17 protein-coding genes are annotated in these 18,190 nt (G+C 53.2%); 11 read left to right on the forward strand and 6 right to left on the reverse strand.

Annotation, left to right across the window (positions count from 1 at the left end):
- Nucleotides 1-88 precede the first annotated feature (88 nt).
- The 3 genes from COO59_RS06900 to COO59_RS06910 all read left to right on the forward strand — a co-directional run bounded on the left by COO59_RS06900 (nucleotide 89) and on the right by COO59_RS06910 (nucleotide 3,818).
- Nucleotides 89-916 (forward strand): AraC family transcriptional regulator, encoded by an 828-nt coding sequence (locus tag COO59_RS06900; protein WP_165786498.1) that lies wholly within the window; start codon nucleotides 89-91, stop codon nucleotides 914-916.
- A gap of 161 nt (nucleotides 917-1,077) precedes the next feature.
- The gene (locus COO59_RS06905; protein ID WP_103059081.1) at nucleotides 1,078-2,625 is read left to right on the forward strand and encodes a methyl-accepting chemotaxis protein; all 1,548 of its coding nucleotides are present in this window, start codon (nucleotides 1,078-1,080) and stop codon (nucleotides 2,623-2,625) included.
- Between the two features lie 227 nt (nucleotides 2,626-2,852).
- A complete protein-coding gene (locus COO59_RS06910; protein WP_103059082.1) occupies nucleotides 2,853-3,818 on the forward strand; it encodes a DMT family transporter in 966 nt (321 codons plus the stop codon).
- 913 nt (nucleotides 3,819-4,731) lie between these two features.
- Here the strand turns inward: COO59_RS06910 and COO59_RS06915 are convergent.
- Nucleotides 4,732-5,130: a transposase gene (locus tag COO59_RS06915; protein WP_103059083.1), complete on the reverse strand. Its 399-nt coding sequence runs from the start codon at nucleotides 5,128-5,130 to the stop codon at nucleotides 4,732-4,734.
- Between the two features lie 530 nt (nucleotides 5,131-5,660).
- On the opposite strand from COO59_RS06915, the gene COO59_RS06920 reads away from it, so the two are divergent.
- Together COO59_RS06920 and COO59_RS06925 are read left to right on the forward strand one after the other, a co-directional pair.
- Entirely contained in the window at nucleotides 5,661-6,917 is a 1,257-nt protein-coding gene (locus tag COO59_RS06920; RefSeq protein ID WP_103059084.1) for an oligosaccharide flippase family protein, read from the forward strand.
- 7 nt (nucleotides 6,918-6,924) lie between these two features.
- Nucleotides 6,925-7,881, forward strand: a complete 957-nt coding sequence (locus COO59_RS06925) for an ATP-grasp fold amidoligase family protein (RefSeq protein WP_103059085.1) — start codon at nucleotides 6,925-6,927, stop codon at nucleotides 7,879-7,881.
- A 67-nt stretch (nucleotides 7,882-7,948) separates the two neighbouring features.
- Here the strand turns inward: COO59_RS06925 and COO59_RS06930 are convergent, their stop codons facing one another.
- A complete protein-coding gene (locus COO59_RS06930) occupies nucleotides 7,949-8,230 on the reverse strand; it encodes a YjcB family protein (RefSeq protein ID WP_103059086.1) in 282 nt (93 codons plus the stop codon).
- A 450-nt stretch (nucleotides 8,231-8,680) separates the two neighbouring features.
- Nucleotides 8,681-9,109: a superoxide response transcriptional regulator SoxS gene (gene soxS, locus COO59_RS06940; protein WP_103059088.1), complete on the reverse strand. Its 429-nt coding sequence runs from the start codon at nucleotides 9,107-9,109 to the stop codon at nucleotides 8,681-8,683.
- A gap of 88 nt (nucleotides 9,110-9,197) precedes the next feature.
- Between soxS and soxR the strand changes: the two genes are divergently transcribed.
- The 4 genes from soxR (at nucleotide 9,198) to COO59_RS06960 (ending at nucleotide 13,853) form a co-directional block, all read left to right on the forward strand.
- The gene (soxR, locus tag COO59_RS06945; RefSeq protein WP_103059089.1) at nucleotides 9,198-9,665 is read left to right on the forward strand and encodes a redox-sensitive transcriptional activator SoxR; all 468 of its coding nucleotides are present in this window, start codon (nucleotides 9,198-9,200) and stop codon (nucleotides 9,663-9,665) included.
- 41 nt (nucleotides 9,666-9,706) lie between these two features.
- Nucleotides 9,707-10,375 (forward strand): glutathione S-transferase, encoded by a 669-nt coding sequence (locus tag COO59_RS06950; RefSeq protein WP_103059090.1) that lies wholly within the window; start codon nucleotides 9,707-9,709, stop codon nucleotides 10,373-10,375.
- A gap of 267 nt (nucleotides 10,376-10,642) precedes the next feature.
- Nucleotides 10,643-11,992: an NCS2 family permease gene (locus COO59_RS06955; protein WP_103059091.1), complete on the forward strand. Its 1,350-nt coding sequence runs from the start codon at nucleotides 10,643-10,645 to the stop codon at nucleotides 11,990-11,992.
- 211 nt (nucleotides 11,993-12,203) lie between these two features.
- A complete protein-coding gene (locus COO59_RS06960; protein ID WP_103059092.1) occupies nucleotides 12,204-13,853 on the forward strand; it encodes a Na+/H+ antiporter in 1,650 nt (549 codons plus the stop codon).
- 27 nt (nucleotides 13,854-13,880) lie between these two features.
- On the opposite strand, the gene COO59_RS06965 is transcribed toward COO59_RS06960, so the two are convergent.
- Nucleotides 13,881-14,783, reverse strand: coding sequence for a LysR family transcriptional regulator (locus COO59_RS06965; RefSeq protein ID WP_103059093.1), 903 nt, complete (start codon nucleotides 14,781-14,783; stop codon nucleotides 13,881-13,883).
- 107 nt (nucleotides 14,784-14,890) lie between these two features.
- Between COO59_RS06965 and COO59_RS06970 the strand changes: the two genes are divergently transcribed.
- A complete protein-coding gene (locus tag COO59_RS06970; RefSeq protein ID WP_103059094.1) occupies nucleotides 14,891-15,316 on the forward strand; it encodes a CidA/LrgA family protein in 426 nt (141 codons plus the stop codon).
- Nucleotides 15,309-16,010 (forward strand): LrgB family protein, encoded by a 702-nt coding sequence (locus tag COO59_RS06975; RefSeq protein WP_103059095.1) that lies wholly within the window; start codon nucleotides 15,309-15,311, stop codon nucleotides 16,008-16,010. Before COO59_RS06970 ends, COO59_RS06975 begins: the two co-directional genes overlap by 8 nt.
- An 85-nt stretch (nucleotides 16,011-16,095) precedes the next feature.
- Here the strand turns inward: COO59_RS06975 and actP are convergent, their stop codons facing one another.
- Together actP and COO59_RS06985 are read right to left on the reverse strand one after the other, a co-directional pair.
- Nucleotides 16,096-17,757 (reverse strand): cation/acetate symporter ActP, encoded by a 1,662-nt coding sequence (gene actP / locus COO59_RS06980; RefSeq protein ID WP_103059096.1) that lies wholly within the window; start codon nucleotides 17,755-17,757, stop codon nucleotides 16,096-16,098.
- A complete protein-coding gene (locus tag COO59_RS06985) occupies nucleotides 17,757-18,065 on the reverse strand; it encodes a DUF485 domain-containing protein (RefSeq protein ID WP_103059097.1) in 309 nt (102 codons plus the stop codon). Before COO59_RS06985 ends, actP begins: the two co-directional genes overlap by 1 nt.
- Nucleotides 18,066-18,190 lie beyond the last annotated feature (125 nt).

Below are 18,190 nucleotides of genomic sequence, written 5' to 3' on the forward strand. Positions count from 1 at the left end.
GAATATGGCGCTAAACCGCTGGCCTATACTGGGCGCAGGCGGCACGGCCAAATTGTCGATTTGTGAACCAGGCCAACGGGAGACGAAAATGCAGAAGGATTTACGGCCGGAAGAGATGACGCATCTGGGATTAAATGTTTACCAGTTTGGTCATGAGGCTTGCAGAAGCCAGCACAGCTATGGCCCCGCCGTCCGTCAGCACTATTTACTGCATTACGTTATTCAGGGCGGCGGCGCGCTGTTTACCGAAGCCGGCACATGGCAGGTGGAGGCCGGCGAGGCTTTTCTGATCTATCCCCATGAGATCACCACCTATACCGCCGATAAAAATCACCCCTGGGAATATATGTGGATTGAACTGGACGGCTTAATTGCCAGCCGCGCTTTTGAGTCGTGCGGATTAAGCCGCGCGATGCCGGTGTATCGCACGCGGCCGCAAACGGACGAGGCGGAAGAATGCCAAATCTTGCGGCAAATTATTCAGCTGGAGACGCATCAAGTGTTGCGCATCGCCGGGCAGACCTTTCTGCTGCTGGATGCCCTGGTGAACCATGCGCAGACCGGCTGCCGTCCGGCGGTCAGTGAAAATCGCCACCTCGACAGGGCTATCGCCTGGATGGAGCGTAATTACCCGAAGCGTTTTGATATTGTCGATGTGGCGCGCTACTGCCGTATCGATCGCAGCTACCTGAGCCGCCTGTTCCATCAGCAGTTTGGCTATGGGCCTAAGCATTACCTGCTGCTGCTGCGCATGACGCAGGCCGCTTCGCTGCTACAGGATAAAAAGCTGCCGGTAAAAGTGGTGGCCTGTTCGGTGGGCTATAACGATCAGATGCAGTTTTCCCGGCTGTTTCGCAAAGTGTATCAGCAGACACCCAGCGAGTGGCGTCAGCGCGAGTGGGCGCGGGCCGAATAGCGTTCAGGCTGGCATATAAACAGCGACTAAATTTTTCATCTGAAAAATCAAACAACTGTTCAATAAAGAGGGCAAGAGGCGGCCGTATGAGGGTAAACAGATAAAAAAAATCTGACAATAGCCGATAAACAGTGCACCGGTTTTATTCAGAGATACCTTTAATGACCATTAAACGCTCTTTCCTACTTATTCTGATCGCTTTACTGGCGATTTTTTTATTCAGTTCCCTTACCAACGCCTGGCTGTTTGTGCGCAGCAATAATTCGCTCGACAGTGTGAACAAAGAAATCCGCGTGGTGCTGTCGATTATCGACCCGATTAACCACAGCCGTAACCTCCGCGTGCATCTGATGGAATATATGAAGCAGTTGGAGAAAGGCGATGTCGAAAATGCCAACGCCAGGCTGGCGGGCGTGGAGACGCTGGTGCAGAAAATGGATAATGCTTTTACTTCCTACGTGCAAGCTCCCCGACTGGCAAATGAAGATGCGCTGCTGGCAGAGTATCAGCATGCCTGGATGGCCTATAAGCAGCAGGGAATCGAACCGCTGATTGCCGCCGCACGCAACGGCGACCAGGCCGGCTTCACTAACCAGCTCACTACGGTAGCGAAACTGGATCGCCAGTATGAAATTACACTGGATAAAGTGCTGGCGCTGCACGAAGCCTATGCGAAGCAGCTGAACTCTACCGCCCAACAGAACTTTAACTTCTCCGTGATCGTGCTGGTACTGTTTGCCGTGGTGTTTGTTTTCATTATTGGCCTGATTTACTTCCTGCTGAAAAAATACCTGCTTGATTCCCTGCTGGCGGCGAAAGAGCAGTGCAGCAAAATCGCCCAGGGCCAATTGCAGTATACCGTACCGGTCAGCGCGACCTCACGCAGCGAAATTTCTGATGTTATGCGTTCGATTGAGCAGATGCGTCTGGCGCTGATCCAGATTATTAGCCAGGTGCGCGACTCCTGTCACAGCGTAGCCAACGCGTCGCAGGAAATTGCCGCAGGTAATATCGATCTCTCTTCGCGCACTGAACAGCAGGCTTCAGCGCTGACGCAAACCGCTGCCAGCATGGAAGAGCTGAGTGCGACGGTGAAACAGAATACCGATAACGTGTATCAGGCGACGCGACTTACGCAGGAGGCGGTTAAAGCGGCACAAACCGGTGATGAAGTCTCGAAAGAAGTGATTACCACTATGAGCGGTATCACGCAGAGCTCACGTAAAATCGAAGAGATCACCACCGTGATTAACAGCATCGCCTTCCAGACCAACATTCTGGCGCTGAACGCGGCGGTGGAAGCGGCGCGTGCCGGGGAAGAAGGGCGTGGCTTCGCGGTAGTTGCCGGTGAAGTGCGGAATCTGGCGCAGCGCAGCGCCGCCGCCGCGCGCGAAATCGAAGGGTTGATTAAAGATTCCGTTACCAGCATCAGTCAGGGATCGCAGCAGGTCACCAAAACCGGCGAGGCGATCGCGAATATTATCGATACCGTCTCTCGCGTCAACACGCTGATGCAGGAGGTTTCTACCGCTTCCGACGAGCAGAGCCGTGGCATTCTGCAGATTGAACAGGCGGTAACGGAAATGGACGGCGTTACGCAGCAGAACGCCGCGTTAGTACAGGAATCCGCTTCCGCCGCTTCTTCGCTGGAAGAGCAGGTCAACTACCTGAAAAATACCGTTGCGGCGTTCCAGCTGCCGGCGCATTAATCAGGCCAACCAGGGCGACGGCATACCGTCGCCCTTTCTCTTGCTGGCACTTTCCTCAGAAAATGCGGCCCGGCGTCAGCCCTCTTTTACGGTATTCGTGCGCAGCTGCCATGCGCTGCTTTCCCTTTCTTCCCTGTCAGGGGCCCAACCCGACTGCAATCTTCTACAATATTTTTCACTGAAACTGCGGCACATGGGTCGCTCATACACCTTTTAACGGGACTGCTATGCTTGCAGGAGTATTTTTTGCGCTGGCCGCCGGCCTGATGTGGGGGCTCATTTTCGTTGGTCCGCTGCTGGTGCCGGAATATCCGGCCACGTTACTTTCCGCCGGGCGCTATCTGGCCTTTGGTATGATCGCCGTGGCGCTGGCCTGGCACGATCGGCACCGTCTGAAACGCCTGTCACGGGACGACTGGGCAGAAGCTTTCCGCCTGACGCTGATAGGCAACCTTCTTTATTACAGCTGCCTTGCCGCCGCCATTCAACGTACCGGCGCACCGGTATCAACCATGCTGATCGGTACGCTGCCGGTGATGATAACTGTTACCTCAAATCTACTGTATGGCCGTCAGGAAGGACGCTTAGCCTGGGGCAAGCTGATGCCCGCGCTGCTACTGATCGTTATCGGTTTAGCCTGCGTTAACGTGGCTGAGCTACGCGGCGCGGCGCGTCATATCGAACCTGGACGCTATCTGAGCGGTATTTTACTGGCGATCATCGCGGTGATCTGCTGGACCTGGTATCCGCTGCGCAACGCCCGCTGGCTACGCGCTAATCCCGATAAAAAGCCGGGCACCTGGGCTACGGCGCAGGGCGTCGCTACGTTGCCGCTGGCGCTGCTGGCCTGGCTGCTGGTGGCCCTGATGTTGCACTGGACCACGCCGGGTTTCGCCTTGCCTTTTGGCCCTCGGCCACAGCTCTTTATTCCCTTAATGCTGGCGATCGGGTTGTTTTGCTCGTGGATGGGTACGCTGTGCTGGAATGAAGCCTGCCAGCGTCTGCCCACGGTGCTGGTTGGGCCGCTGATCGTTTTCGAAACGCTGGCGGGACTGGCCTATACTTTTATGCTGCGTCAAAGTTGGCCGCCGCTGCTAACGCTGGCGGGAATTACCTGTTTAATTATTGGCGTATTGATTGCTATTCGCATTAAGCCTGAGCCGATAATCAAGCCGTTGGATATTACCCCATAATTTCCTTAAAAAAAGCGGCTGACTTAAATAGGCGATAGCGCTCTTTTAAGAAAACCCTTATCGGCTTTTCGCTACTTTTGATTTGATTTACATAAAGTGGCAACGTTTACGTAAAAAAAGGCCATTAAGGAAATAAAATTTTTGCTGAAAGAGAGCTAATATTGCAGTAGATAAAAATTGGCCCTGATATTAAGATTATGCTTAACTTAATAACGGCGTTTACTTCCGTGATTTTTAACTAACTCTCTGATTGTCTTGCCATAAATGTACCCTTGAGCGCTATCGGATTTTTCGCTAAAACGTTTCAACCCGGCGCAAGAATGTCAAATTTTGCTACTGTATCGCTAATGTGTTCTGCATCACATTACGGCAAAAATGGCGATCCAATTATAGCTTGAGTCAGACTAAATAAGCGAAGCGGCCAGCGAAAACAGAGCCCTGAATTATCAAAAATATGCATATAAAACTGCCGCAGACGATTGCTCAGACGCTTTAACAGGCGATAAATATTAACTTTGTTTATCATTTTACGGTGGCGTCACCCTGGGTGTTGCATGTCAGGCGGGTAAATTAACCCTCAATTTACGGCAAAACGTGCACAGAGGCAGATACAGATTTATCTGGAAAGGTTAAGCAAGACAGACGCAAATTGGACCGTTACAGGGAAGATGATTAACAGAGTTGAAGTGCTTCCCGGCTTCTTTTCATGCATAAGTAATGAAAAGCAAGCCGGGAAATACCTGAAATAAAGGGATTTAATGTGAGTGTGATAAAAGAAAGCCTAAAAAACAATCGCCCCCAAACTGAAATAGTTCAGGAAAAAATGGTACGAATGGCTGGTTCTTAAAATTTTAATTAATTTCACACATCTTTGTTTATCAGATTTATCCTGAGTGTATTTATTAATATTTGGTCAGTGACTATCACACTGCCCGGATGGATAGTGATAAACGCTGCGGCTTATATCAAGCAGGCGGCAGCTGCGACGCGTGCCGATCTCGAAAGTATCCTGTAAATAGTTAACCGCCTGCCGCTTATCATTAGTCGTAAAGAAGTTTTTGACCACGCTTTGCAGCATCGCTTTATCAGAGCTAAGCGTTTGCAGCTCCCGGTTAAGTGCCTGCAGTTTCTCCTCTAACTCTTTGATTTTTCTTCCTTCTTCCGAAGAAAGTCCGGCGTACTTTTTCTTCCAGCTATAAAAGGTCGCTTCGGAAATCCCCAAATCTTCACAGATGTCTTTGACCTTAACGCCACACTCAGAAGCTTTAATCGCATTGGTGATTTGCTCTTCGGTGTATCGTGACTTTCTCATAAATGCTGTTACCTTTCTAATCAATTAATGGATGAGAGCGGCTGCAATAATCAATGGATCTAATCCCCTGGAATATTAAAGCAGCGTATTAAAGTGCGCGATTTGAATGGCAAGCAATAAGTTAAGTTATCCTGTAGAAATATCATCATGGGATTTCTCTTATTTTATCTTTGGCTTAACCCCATACCTTTCTCAGCACCCAGTTTTGTTATAAATTCTTTCCCCGTCAGGTGAACGATTTTGACTAAGCTGGCGCTACCCAATGAACTTGCGTAACGGTAAATTTGTGCCAGGGTGGTCATCAAAAAATAAATTTTATGAAATCGTTTACACAAAATTGAAAAGGCCATTTTTTATCAGATAGCCTATGAGAAAAATCTCAAGAAAAGGCAAATAACCGTTATTAAAATAACCGTTAATGAGATGTGGTTTCTAATCTTGTGTCGCCAGAGTTCACTGTGCGTAATTGTACGTTTTAAACACGGATGTCGTTTTCATATGTGAGTAGTTGAAATACAAAGGATGCGTCGATGAAATACAGTGTGATGTCCAATGCCGCCTGGATGATATCTGAAAAATTTGTTTCCATATTTGGCGTCATTTTTGTCACGTCTTATGTAGCAAAATCTTTTGGACCTACGGTGTTTGGTCAGATGTCTTTTTCAACATCGCTGTTCTCAGTGGTGCAAACTATTGCAATTTTTGGCACTGAAACCCTTCTGTTTAAGCGCATCAGCAAAAACGCGCAGAAAGGGATGCGTCTGATGACCATCGCCAAAAAGCTGCGTTTGGCTTTATTGCTGCTGCTCTCCTTGCCGCTTTTGGTATGGATGTACTACCACATGCGCGAGAACTATCTCGCCTTTGCGCTGGCTTCGTTTATGGCGGCGCTGTTTGTTACGCAGGACACGTTTAGCGTTTTTAATAATGCCCAACTGGCGTCGCGCTTTAATACCATTGCCAATACGGCGGGTATGCTGCTGAGCTTTGCTATTAGTTTTAGCATCGCCTGGCTGAAGCTGAGCCCGCTGTGGTTGACGCTGTCGATTGTGGCCGTCACGCTGGTGCCGTATCTGATTAAACGGTACAGCTTTTATCAGCGTTACAGCGATGAAGAACCGCCGCATGGCAAAAGCGGCAACTATCTGCGTTATTTAATATATGCCGGTCTGCCTTTAGCTATTTCGAGCATATTTATTTCAATACAGATAAAAATGGCGCAATTCTTCCTGGTCAGCGTAGGGACTGCAAAGGATGTTGGGCTATTTAACGCGGCGAATATTATCTCAGCATCATGGATATTTATTCCTGCGGCAATTATTACCTCAAGTTTTACCGAAATATTCAGAGAGCAGTCGGAAAAAGCGTTAAAACTGACCGCGCGTTTGAATGGCTATGTCATGGTTATTTCACTATTGATGCTGCTTATCGTATCCCTTTACGGTGAGAAGATCATTATTACCCTTTATGGGGAAGATTACACACGATCGGGAAGTCTCATTACGTTGTTGTCATTAGCAACCTGCTTTTCGTCAATGGGGACAGTAGCATATCGTTATATGGTCAAAGAAGGAGGTTTTAATTATCTGTTGAAGAAAATTCTCTGTCTGATGTTAATCAGCGTGCCGTTGGCTTGGTTATTAATTACCAGCTTCGGTTTGGTTGGCGCAGCGTGGAGCGTTTTAATCACAGAAGTTCTGTCCCTGACCGTAATGAATTACTTCTTTAAACATGGCGTCATCCACAAGATCCACGTTTCCTCACTCAACTACAAAACTTACAAATGAGGTTAAAATGTCTAAGTTTAAAGATGAATTAAGAAGAAGCGTTCTTTATTTTGTTAAAAAAATGCCGTGGGCATACCAGGATCGCATTCACTATTTTCGTAAATTTAAAAGACTACCCAACATCCGTGAACCCAGGCTGTTTAACGAAAAGGTTATGTATCGTAAGTTTGTAAACGGCGACTACGCTCGTTACGGCAGGCTTTCCGATAAGTTCACGGTGCGCGACTATATTGCTGATGCGATTGGCGAAGAGTATCTGATCCCGTTGGTGCATGAGACCAGCGATCCGACGACGCTGCTGAGTTTGCCAGGCCTGAAGAACACGGTGGTTAAGCCTAACCACGGCTCTAACATGGTAGAAATTTTGTTAGAAGAGCCGGACAGCCTGCAAAAGCAGCTGATTATTAATCGCTGCCAGGAATGGTTGCGTAAAGATTTTTCCGAAGAAGCGCGTGAAATTCATTATCGCTACATCAAACCGCGCATTCTGGTTGAAAAATATATTGGCGATGGGAAAAGTGCGCCGATCGATTATAAATTCCACATGTTCAATAAAAAGGACGGCAATTTTGAATATGTGTTGCAGGTCATTTATAACCGCGGCAATCCGGCGCTGTCGATGAACTTTTACGTGAATAACCTGAACGAAGCCTGGTACAAAATTCGCGATACCGGTCTCGATCTTAATCCAGTGTTGCCGAAGCTGGAGCACGCATTAGCGTTGAGTAAAACGCTGGCGAAAGAATTCGATTATGTTCGCGTTGACTGGTATATCCATGAAGAGCAGGTGTGGTTTGGCGAATTAACCTTTACGCCGGGCGCAGGGCTGGTGACCGGTCTCGATCGCGGTCTGAATCGTATGATGGGTGAAATGTGGCTGCAGGATCGTATCATGCAGCCGACGGCAATCGGTTCGCCGGATGTCACCGACGTGACGCTGCCGGGGATGTTGAAAAAAGTATAGCGACGTCCGGTTGGGTTAATAATAAAAAAAGCGAGCCGGGCAGCTCGCTTTTTTAGCTGGCAATAAATCAGGGCATCGGCCACTCAGGCGGCGTCTGGCTCATGATATTAATAAACGCGTCTTTGGTGATGTTCAGGAAATTATTCATATTTTCCATACTGAACGTCATTCCTAATAGCCCGGCGACAAACCAGCAGGTCAGGCCTACGCCAATTCCGCTACAAACAAAGGCCATTACCGGATGGCTTGTCTGACGACATTTTGTCTTAAAAGTGCTGGCGAAAAACATCAGTACGGCGCTCAGCAATTCCCAACGCATTACAACAAGGCTGGCGGTAAGCGTAGCCATAACATGCAACCTCTGTTTCTTATCAACCCTGACGCCTGGAAAGAGAAGACGGCGATAAAGATGTCAGGAACTCTTTAACCGTCATGAGCGTACAGCACTAAAATGTGACTTGGGTCACATTATACCACCGGTTTTTAAATTTTGAACAAAAATTAACACCGCCAAAAACGCGTTTGGCCGCGCAAAATTAACCGCAGCGCAGCATAAAGCGCAGCCCCAGGCTGCGTCCTGGTCAGAGAAGCAGCGGCTGCGTACGCAGGAAAAAACGGATATGGCGGCGCGTCCCGGCGGCGATGAAGGGGCGATTTTGCTGCGTAGTATTACTGAGCTGGAGCAGTGAGCCTGCGTAGTACGGCCGCTGATAACCGGCACGGCAAGCCAGAGCCAACCGCAGGTTGCAATAGCGTAAACCCGGCCCGGCAACGACGTCGGGCCAGACCTTGTGCCTGTTTAACCGCTAACCGGGCAGCAGATGCCGGTTGTACGCTGGGCGTAGCTGCCGATAACGTCGTTACGAGAATAATTAACGGAACGCTGACGCAGCGTGCTCTGACGGCGCATGCTGTGGCGATAGGCCGTGGGCGTTTGTGAAAACTGACGGCGGAATACGCGGGAAAAAGTTTGCTGCGAGTCAAAACCATACTGCATTGCAATATCAAATACCGGACGCTGCGTCAGAGAGAGAGCTTCCGCCGCCAGCGTTAGCCGACGTTCACGAATATAGCTGCCCAGCGTCTGTTTCGTTACGGTACGGAACATACGTTGCAGGTGCCATTTGGAGTAGCCTGCTTTGGCGGCCACTTCATCGATGGACAAATTTTTATCTAAGTTCTGATCAATCCAGTCAGTCAGAGAATGAATAATGTCGTTATGCATCATGACTAAGTCCTTCTGATGAGATTTTAAGCATTGCGGGTTAATGGGGTGGGAGTATAATTCCTCAAGTTAACTTGAGGTAAAGCGTAAAATGAAAAAAAACAGTTCTCCGAAACCGGTGCTGACGCCAGGCGAAGTGGCGAAACGTAGTGGGGTAGCCGTTTCCGCGCTGCATTTTTATGAAGCGAAAGGGCTGATTGCCAGCACGCGCAATGGCGGAAACCAGCGGCGCTACAGCCGTGACGTGCTGCGCCGCGTGGCGATTATTAAAATTGCCCAGCGCATCGGCATTCCGCTGGCGACGGTCAGTGAAAGCCTGGCGCATATGCCGACCGATAAGCGTATTTCGCCCAAAGCGTGGGAGGATCTGACCGATCAATGGCGCGCCGAGCTGACAAAAAGGATCGAAACCCTGACCCACCTGCGCGACGATCTTGACGGCTGCATCGGCTGCGGCTGTTTGTCGATGCGTGACTGTCCGCTGCGCAACCCCGGCGACCGACTGGCGGAAAAGGGCACCGGCGCAATTCTGCTCGATCCGCAGCGCGAGGAAGAGTAGCCGCTATACTGGAGGCTGGCGCTTAACCACAGGAATCCGTCATGATCGTTGTCCATCATCTGAACAACTCCCGTTCCCAGCGGATCCTCTGGCTACTGGAAGAGCTGGAACTGCCCTATGAAATCCGTCGCTATCAGCGTCAGGCGAATATGCTGGCGCCGGAGGCGCTGAAACAGGTGCATCCGTTGGGTAAAGCGCCGGTTATTAGCGACGGCGGTCGCGTGGTGGCTGAATCGGGCGCGATTTTGGAATACCTGGCTGGCCGCTACGACAACCATCAGCGGCTGACGCCGCAGAATGAAGAGGAAACGCTGCAGAGCCGTTACTGGCTCCACTATGCGGAAGGGTCGCTGATGCCGCTGGTGGTTATGCGCCTGATCTTCAGCCGGATGGGAAAACCGCCGGTTCCCTGGCTGCTGCGTCCCATCGGCGCGGCTTTCGGCAACGGCGTACGTAAGGGCTTTATCGATAAGCAGCTGGCCACGCATCGTCAGTTTATCGAGCATCATCTGGCGAGCCAGCCCTGGTTCGCCGGTCAGCGGCTTACGTTGGCTGATATTCAAATGAGCTTCCCTGTTCAGGGCCTGGCGGCGCGCGGCGGGCTGAATAATATGCCGGCAACCCAGGCCTGGCTGGACAGTATCACCCGTCGTCCCGCCTGGCAGCGCGCCATTCAGCAGGGCGGTGAGCTGAACCTGGCGACTAAATAGCTACGTAAACGCGACGTTAATTCTCTCACCTGAGAATTATCCTGGTTCCGACATAAACAGTAGTTGAAAATATGCCCATAAAGGCAGGATAATCGTTTGCCTTTTTACAGACCGCTATTGCGGCCCTAATTTGCGCGGCGAAGTAATCGTTTGCTTTTTTAACTGGCGTCGGCTGTTCATTTCACGCCAGCATTTATTCAGGGACATTAAAAAACGGTGCGCTTTGTTCGCCGCGCAGGCTGTTATCCAAAAATAATGAGGTTTTTCATGTCGACTCCAACACAACCCGCGCGTCGCTCGCTTGATGGCTGGTTCCAAATTTCTGCGCGCGGCAGTAGCGTGCGTCAGGAGATCCTGGCGGGTTTAACCACCTTCCTGGCGATGGTCTATTCGGTGATCGTGGTACCGGGAATGCTGGGCAAAGCGGGCTTCCCTCCCGCAGCGGTTTTCGTTTCCACCTGTCTGGTCGCCAGCTTTGGCTCCCTTATTATGGGGCTGTGGGCGAACCTGCCAATGGCTATCGGCTGTGCCATCTCGCTTACCGCCTTTACCGCGTTTAGCCTGGTGCTGGGACAGCACATCAGCATCCCGGTTGCGCTGGGCGCCGTTTTCCTGATGGGCGTGCTGTTTACCCTGATTTCCGCGACCGGCATTCGCGCCTGGATCCTGCGCAATCTGCCGATGGGCGTAGCGCACGGCACCGGCGTCGGTATTGGCCTGTTTTTACTGTTAATCGCTGCGGACGGCGTCGGCCTGGTGGTGAAAAATCCGGCTCCCGGCCTGCCGGTGGCGTTGGGTCACTTCTCCTCCTTCCCGGTTATTATGACGCTGATTGGCCTGGCGGCGATTTTCGGTCTGGAGAAGCGCCGCGTGCCGGGCGGCATTCTGCTGACGATTATTGCTATTTCCCTGATTGGCCTGGCGGTCGATCCGGCCGTCAGCTTTAAAGGTTTATTTGCGATGCCCAGCCTGCGTGATGCGAACGGCCAGTCGCTGCTGTTCAGCCTGGATATTGGCGGCGCATTGCAGGCGGCGGTGCTGCCGAGCGTGCTGGCGTTGGTGATGACGGCGGTGTTCGACGCGACCGGCACTATCCGCGCCGTCGCCGGGCAGGCCAACCTGCTGGATAAAGACGGGCAGATTATCAGCGGCGGTAAAGCGCTAACCACCGACTCGGTCAGCAGCATTTTTGCCGGTCTGGTCGGGGCGTCACCGGCGGCAGTCTATATCGAATCGGCGGCAGGAACGGCGGCGGGCGGTAAAACCGGGCTGACGGCGATTGTGGTCGGCCTGCTGTTCCTGTTGATTCTGTTTATGTCGCCGCTGGCTTATCTGGTTCCGGCCTACGCCACGGCACCGGCGCTGATGTATGTCGGGCTGCTGATGTTAAGCAACGTTGCGAAAATCGATTTTAACGATTTTGTCGATGCGATGTCTGGCCTGCTGACGGCGGTATTTATCGTGCTGACCTGTAACATCGTGACCGGTATTATGCTGGGCTTCGGTTCGCTGGTGATTGGCCGGGTGTTTGCCGGCGAATGGCGTCGGCTGAATATCGGTACCGTAATTATCGCTATCGCCCTGGTAGCTTTCTATGCCGGAGGCTGGGCGCTCTGATTGTTCTGGCGCGGCCGCAGTGCCGCGCTTTTTTCCTGCCTCTCCGTCACTTCTCCTCTAATTTATTTCACTTACAGAGAAATATCCTGAAGCGTAAATAATCGCACGCCTTGTTTTTAACTGCCCTGTCGTTTTGTTTTACACTGCTATGGGGTAACCCCGCAGGGTAATCGATTCACATATGCCTGTTGGAAGAGGCTATAAGGAAAACATGGAAATCTTTTTTACTATTCTCATTATGACGCTGGTGGTGTCGCTGTCCGGCGTAGCTGCCCGTATTATCCCGTTCCAGATCCCTCTGCCGCTGGTGCAAATCGCCGCCGGTGCGCTGTTGGCATGGCCAACCTTTGGCCTGCATGTGGATTTCGATCCGGAACTGTTCCTGGTGCTGTTTATTCCGCCGCTGCTGTTTGCCGACGGCTGGAAAACGCCGGTCAATGAATTCCTGCATCATGGCCGGGAAATCATGGGCCTGGCCCTGGTGCTGGTACTGATTACGGTGGTGGGTATTGGCTACCTGATCTACTGGATGGTGCCGGGCATTCCGCTGGTGCCGGCCTTTGCGCTGGCGGCGGTGCTGTCGCCTACCGATGCCGTAGCGCTCTCCGGCATTGTTGGCGAAGGGCGTATTCCCAAGAAGATTATGTCGATACTGCAGGGCGAAGCGCTAATGAATGACGCTTCCGGCCTGGTTTCGCTGAAGTTTGCCGTGGCGGTGGCGATGGGAACGATGGTATTTACCGTTTCTGGCGCGACGATGGAATTTTTGAAAGTAGCGATCGGCGGCCTGCTGGCGGGCGCTGCGGTCTGCTGGCTGTTTGGTAAATCGCTGCGTCTGTTCAGCCGCCTGAGCGGTGACGATCCCGCAACGCAAACCGTACTACTGCTGCTGCTGCCGTTCGCCTCCTATCTGATTGCGGAACACCTGGGCGTATCAGGTATCCTGGCAGCAGTTGCAGCCGGTATGATGATCACCCGTTCCGGCATTATGCGCCGCGCGCCGCTGGCGATGCGTCTGCGCGCTAACAGCGTCTGGCAGATGCTGGAGTTTGTCTTTAACGGTATGGTGTTTTTGATGCTGGGCCTGCAGCTGCCGGGCATTCTGGAAACCTCCATTACCGAGGCCAACGCCGATCCTAACGTACAGCTGTGGATGCTGTTTACCGATATTCTGTTGATTTACGCCGCGTTAATGCTGGTGCGCTTTGGCTGGCTGTGGACCATGCAGCGGATCAGTAAACGTTTCCTGAGTAAAAAGCCGATGGAGTTCAGCACCTACAGCTCGCGTGAGCTGCTGGTCGCCTCCGTGGCGGGGGTGCGCGGTGCGATTACGCTGGCCGGCGTGCTGTCAATTCCGCTATTTCTGCCTAACGGCGATGCGTTTCCGGGGCGTTATGAGCTGGTATTCCTCGCAACCGGCGTCATTCTGTTCTCGCTGTTTGTTGGCGTGATCGTCTTGCCACTGCTGCTGCGCGGTATAGATGGCATCGATAAGACCGTACATCGCCGTGAGCTGCGGCAGGCGCGGGCGATCATGGCCGGGGTGGCGATTGAAAGTCTGTATAAAATGGAAGAGCGCCTGACCCACGATGCGGAAGAGAACGTGGATAATGAGCTGCTTAAAGAAGTCAGCTCGCGCGTGATCGGCAACCTGCGCCGTCGCGCCGACGTTCAGAGCGACCTGGATAATGCGCATATCGCCGAGGATCTGGAACGCCGTTTCCGTCTTACCGCGCTACGCGCCGAACGCGCCGAGCTGTACCATCTGCGCGCCACGCAGGAAATCAGCAATGAAACCATGCAGGAATTGCTGCGCGATCTCGACCTGCTGGAGGCGCTGCTGGTAGAGAAAGATCATTAAGCAAGACGGGCGGGCAGTTTTGCCCGCCTATACCGACAGCGTAGGCGCATCGCCCGGCCAGTATTCGCGGCAGCAATCAATCCACGCCTGAGCGCTGCGGGAAAGATAGCTGCCTTCCCGCCAGATTAATCCCAGCGTCCAGGCCAGCTCCGACTCCAGCGGCAGCCACAGCAGCGATTGCCTGTCCAGCCGCTGACAGATCGGCTCCGGTAAAATCGCCACTCCCATGCCCGCCTGCACCATCGCCGCCAGAAAGTCCCATTGCCCGCTGCGTACCGCAATCTGCGGCGTCAGGTTTTCACGCTGAAAAGCCTGCTTTAGCTGGCGGTTAAGCGAAAATTCTTCGTTAAAAATCAGCAGCGGATGCTGCGTGACTTCCGCCAGCGAGACGCTGGTACGCTCCAGCCAGGGCGCGGCGTGCGGCACCAGCACGCAGAGCGGATGTCGCATCAGCGTTAGCGTATTCAGCGGCAGCTGTTCATCTATCGGCAGGGCGGTTAGCGCCAAATCGAGGCTGCCGGACAGAACCGCTTCCTGTACCGTCAGCCCGCCAGACTCGACGATTTTTAGCGTAATGCCGGGATAACGTTGGCGAAATGCAAAGACGGAACCGGCAATTTGCATACCGACCATTGGCGGCACGCCCAGACGCAGCTCGCCGGTTTTCAGCTGATTAATATCGCCAATTTCCAGCTCCAGCTGTTTGAACTCCTGCAAAATTATCTGGCCGCGCTGATAAACCACCTGGCCGCTGTCGGTCAGGTACAGACGACGGCCTTCGCGCAGCAGCAGCGTACAGTCCAGCTCATCCTCCAGCTGGCGTAGCATTTTGCTGATGGTCGGCTGCGTAACGAATAGCGCTTCAGCCGCACGGGTAAAGCTTTGCTGACGCACCACCTCAACAAAATAGCGTAACGCCCGAACATCCATGAATTATTCCTTTTATGCATAGTTTGGATAATTTTAATTCATTTTTTTCACCCTTTGCCAACGCCGTATAATGACATCCATCACAGAAACAGGGGGAGAAAGGAATTATGGCCGTGGCCTTAAGCCCGCAGAAAACGGGATGGTTGCAACGTTTGCAGGTGCCGTTACAGGTGGCTATGTATGTTGGCCTGTTTATCTGCGCGCAACAGCTGGTGAGCTGGCTGCATCTGCCGCTGCCGGCCAATATTGTTGGCATGTTATTGCTGCTGGCGCTGTTGGCGCTGCGCGTCATGCCGCTGAAATGGGTGAAGGCGGGCGGCAGCTGGCTACTGGCGGAAATGCTGCTGTTCTTCGTCCCGGCGGTGGTGGCGGTGGTCAACTACGGCGATCTGCTAAAAACGGAAGGCTGGCGTATCTGCGTGGTCATTGCGCTGAGTACGATGATGGTGCTGGCGGCGACGGCGCTGGTGGTTGACCGGGTTTACCGGCTGGAAATCTGGCTGGCGCAACGTAAGCAGGCGCGTCATGAATAATTTAATTATCAGCCTGCTCTGTTTTATCGCCACGCTGTGCATCTACTTTCTTAATAAGCGCCTCTATCGCCGCTGGCGCAGGCTGCTGCTGATGCCGCTGGTACTGACGCCGCTGCTGCTGGTGGGGATGCTGCTCATCATGCATATTTCCTGGCAGAACTATATCAGCGAGAGCCGCTGGCTGCTGTGGCTGCTTGGCCCGGCAACCCTGGCGTTTGCGGTGCCGGTTTATGAAAACCAGACGATTATTCGGCAGCACTGGCTATCGCTGTCGGTGGGCGTGGCTACCGCCACGCTGGTCGCGGTATGCAGTTCGGTCTGGCTGGCGCGTCTGCTGGCGCTGCCGGAAATTATCCAGCGCAGCCTGGCGATACGATCCATTACCACGCCTTTTGCGCTGGCGGCGGCAAAACAGGTGGGCGGGCAGCCCGATCTGGTGGCGCTGTTCGTGGTGATTACCGGCGTATTCGGGATGGCGGTCGGTGACGTGCTGTTTCTGCGGCTGGCGGTAAAACAGGGGATGGCGAAAGGGGCAGGTTTTGGCGCCGCATCGCACGGCGCCGGCACCGCGCGCGCTTACGAACTGGGACAGCAGGAAGGCGTAGTTTCCAGCCTGGTGATGATGTTATCCGGCGTGGTAACCGTCATTATCGCCCCGCTGATTAGCCAGCTGATGTGGGCTGCGGCCCGATAAGCGGCGGCTGAACGACGACGTCAGATAAAAACAGGGCCGCAGCGGCCCTGTATATGAAGTTGCTAATAAAGCCGGAGCGTGCTGCTCAGTGCGCTTTGCCCTGATCGATGCCCAGCCCGGTTTGCGAACGCACAAACTGCGCGCGGAACAGCTGGCGCTCCTGCGCGCCCTGCGGCGAATGGTCGGTGATTGAGAACAGCCAGGTACCGATAAACGCCGCCAGCATTGAGAACAGCGCCGGATACTCATATGGGAACACCGGGGAGGCATGTCCCAGCACCTGCACCCACACGGTAGGGCCAAGGATCATTAATATTACCGCCGTCAGCAGCCCCAGCCAGCCGCCAATCATCGCACCGCGCGTGGTCAGCTTCGACCAGTACATCGACAGCAGGATAATCGGGAAGTTACAGCTGGCGGCAATCGAGAAGGCCAGGCCCACCATAAAGGCGATATTCTGCTTTTCAAATAAAATGCCCAGCGCGATAGCCACCACGCCCAGCACCAGCACGGTGATTTTCGATACGCGCAGCTCCTCACGTTCGTTGGCCTGTCCCTTACGCAATACGCTGGCGTACAGGTCGTGCGAAACGGCGGAGGCGCCTGCCAGCGTCAGCCCGGCGACAACCGCCAGAATAGTGGCGAACGCCACCGCTGAAATAAAGCCGAGGAAGGTGCTGCCGCCAACCGCATTCGCCAGATGCACCGCCGCCATGTTATTGCCGCCAATCAGCGCGCCGGTGGCGTCCTTAAACATCGGGTTTGCGCCCACCAGCAGAATGGCGCCGAAGCCGATAATAAAGGTCAGGATATAGAAATAGCCCATAAAGCCGGTGGCCCAGAAAACGCTTTTGCGCGCTTCGCGGGCATCGCTTACGGTAAAAAAGCGCATTAAAATATGTGGCAGACCGGCAGTACCAAACATCAGCCCCAGCCCCAGCGACAGCGCCGAAATCGGATCGTGTACCAGCCCGCCGGGACGCATAATCGCCTGGCCTTTGGGATGCACCGCCATCGCCTCGGTAAACAGCGTATTAAAGCTGAAGCCGACCGACTTCATCACCATAATCGCCATAAACGAGGCGCCGAACAGCAGCAACACCGCTTTAATAATCTGCACCCAGGTGGTGGCCAGCATGCCGCCGAACAGCACGTACAGCACCATCAGGATGCCCACCAGCACCACGGCGATATGATAATCCAGGCCAAACAGCAGCTGAATTAATTTACCCGCGCCGACCATCTGCGCAATCAGGTAAAGCGCCACCACCACCAGCGAACCGCAGGCGGAAAGCGTACGGATCGGCTTCTGCTGTAAGCGGTAAGAGGCGACATCAGCAAAGGTGTAACGCCCCAGGTTACGTAGCCGCTCGGCAATCAGAAACAGAATGATCGGCCAGCCAACCAGAAAGCCCAGCGAGTAGATCAGGCCATCGTAGCCGGAGGTATACACCAGCGCGGAAATTCCCAGAAACGAGGCGGCGGACATAAAGTCGCCGGCGATCGCCAGGCCATTTTGCAGGCCGGTAATATTGCCGCCGGCGGTATAATAATCACTGCGCGAGCGGGTGCGTTTAGATGCCCACCAGGTAATCCCCAGCGTAAAGGCGACAAATACCAGAAACATGATAATGGCCTGGTAGTTAGTCTCCTGTTTTTGCACCGCGCCGGTCAGCGCATCGGCGGCCAGCAGCGGCAGCGGAAGCAGCAGAGCGAGCCCCGCCGTAAAGCGTTTCAGCCCGTTCATTATTTCACCTCATTAAGGATCTGTTGGGTCAGACGATCGAACTCGCCGTTGGCACGCCAGACGTAAACGCCGGTTAACAGAAAAGAAATAACGATCAGGCCGATGCCGACAGGAATACCGCGCGTTACGTTGGTGCCCTCATGCAGCGGGGTTCCCAGCCAGTTGGGTGCGAAGGCGATAAGCAGAATAAAACCGACATACAGGATGAGCATAATAATGGTCAGAATCAGCGCGAAACGCTGGCGCTTTTGCACCAGCAGTTTAAAGCGCGCGCTATTCTCTATTCGGGCATAGATAGCGTCGTTCATTACAGCGTCTCCAGAGGTAAGAAAAGCTCGCAGGATTTTTTATCGTGTTATGACGTCTGTTTTTTTATCGGCTGGAAGATCCAGCCGTGCCGCTTGTTGACTACGCCGGGCGGCCACTGGCCGCC

The organism is Mixta theicola (genome assembly GCF_002895925.1).
Taxonomy (GTDB): Bacteria; Pseudomonadota; Gammaproteobacteria; order Enterobacterales; family Enterobacteriaceae; genus Mixta; species Mixta theicola.

Coding starts and splice junctions, on each gene's coding strand:
- COO59_RS06900 (WP_165786498.1), top strand. CDS start 89: ATGCAGAAGGATTTACGGCCGGAAGAGATGACGCATCTGGGATTAAAT.
- COO59_RS06905 (WP_103059081.1), top strand. CDS start 1,078: ATGACCATTAAACGCTCTTTCCTACTTATTCTGATCGCTTTACTGGCG.
- COO59_RS06910 (WP_103059082.1), top strand. CDS start 2,853: ATGCTTGCAGGAGTATTTTTTGCGCTGGCCGCCGGCCTGATGTGGGGG.
- COO59_RS06915 (WP_103059083.1), bottom strand. CDS start 5,130: ATGAGAAAGTCACGATACACCGAAGAGCAAATCACCAATGCGATTAAA.
- COO59_RS06920 (WP_103059084.1), top strand. CDS start 5,661: ATGAAATACAGTGTGATGTCCAATGCCGCCTGGATGATATCTGAAAAA.
- COO59_RS06925 (WP_103059085.1), top strand. CDS start 6,925: ATGTCTAAGTTTAAAGATGAATTAAGAAGAAGCGTTCTTTATTTTGTT.
- COO59_RS06930 (WP_103059086.1), bottom strand. CDS start 8,230: ATGGCTACGCTTACCGCCAGCCTTGTTGTAATGCGTTGGGAATTGCTG.
- soxS (WP_103059088.1), bottom strand. CDS start 9,109: ATGATGCATAACGACATTATTCATTCTCTGACTGACTGGATTGATCAG.
- soxR (WP_103059089.1), top strand. CDS start 9,198: ATGAAAAAAAACAGTTCTCCGAAACCGGTGCTGACGCCAGGCGAAGTG.
- COO59_RS06950 (WP_103059090.1), top strand. CDS start 9,707: ATGATCGTTGTCCATCATCTGAACAACTCCCGTTCCCAGCGGATCCTC.
- COO59_RS06955 (WP_103059091.1), top strand. CDS start 10,643: ATGTCGACTCCAACACAACCCGCGCGTCGCTCGCTTGATGGCTGGTTC.
- COO59_RS06960 (WP_103059092.1), top strand. CDS start 12,204: ATGGAAATCTTTTTTACTATTCTCATTATGACGCTGGTGGTGTCGCTG.
- COO59_RS06965 (WP_103059093.1), bottom strand. CDS start 14,783: ATGGATGTTCGGGCGTTACGCTATTTTGTTGAGGTGGTGCGTCAGCAA.
- COO59_RS06970 (WP_103059094.1), top strand. CDS start 14,891: ATGGCCGTGGCCTTAAGCCCGCAGAAAACGGGATGGTTGCAACGTTTG.
- COO59_RS06975 (WP_103059095.1), top strand. CDS start 15,309: ATGAATAATTTAATTATCAGCCTGCTCTGTTTTATCGCCACGCTGTGC.
- actP (WP_103059096.1), bottom strand. CDS start 17,757: ATGAACGGGCTGAAACGCTTTACGGCGGGGCTCGCTCTGCTGCTTCCG.
- COO59_RS06985 (WP_103059097.1), bottom strand. CDS start 18,065: ATGAACGACGCTATCTATGCCCGAATAGAGAATAGCGCGCGCTTTAAA.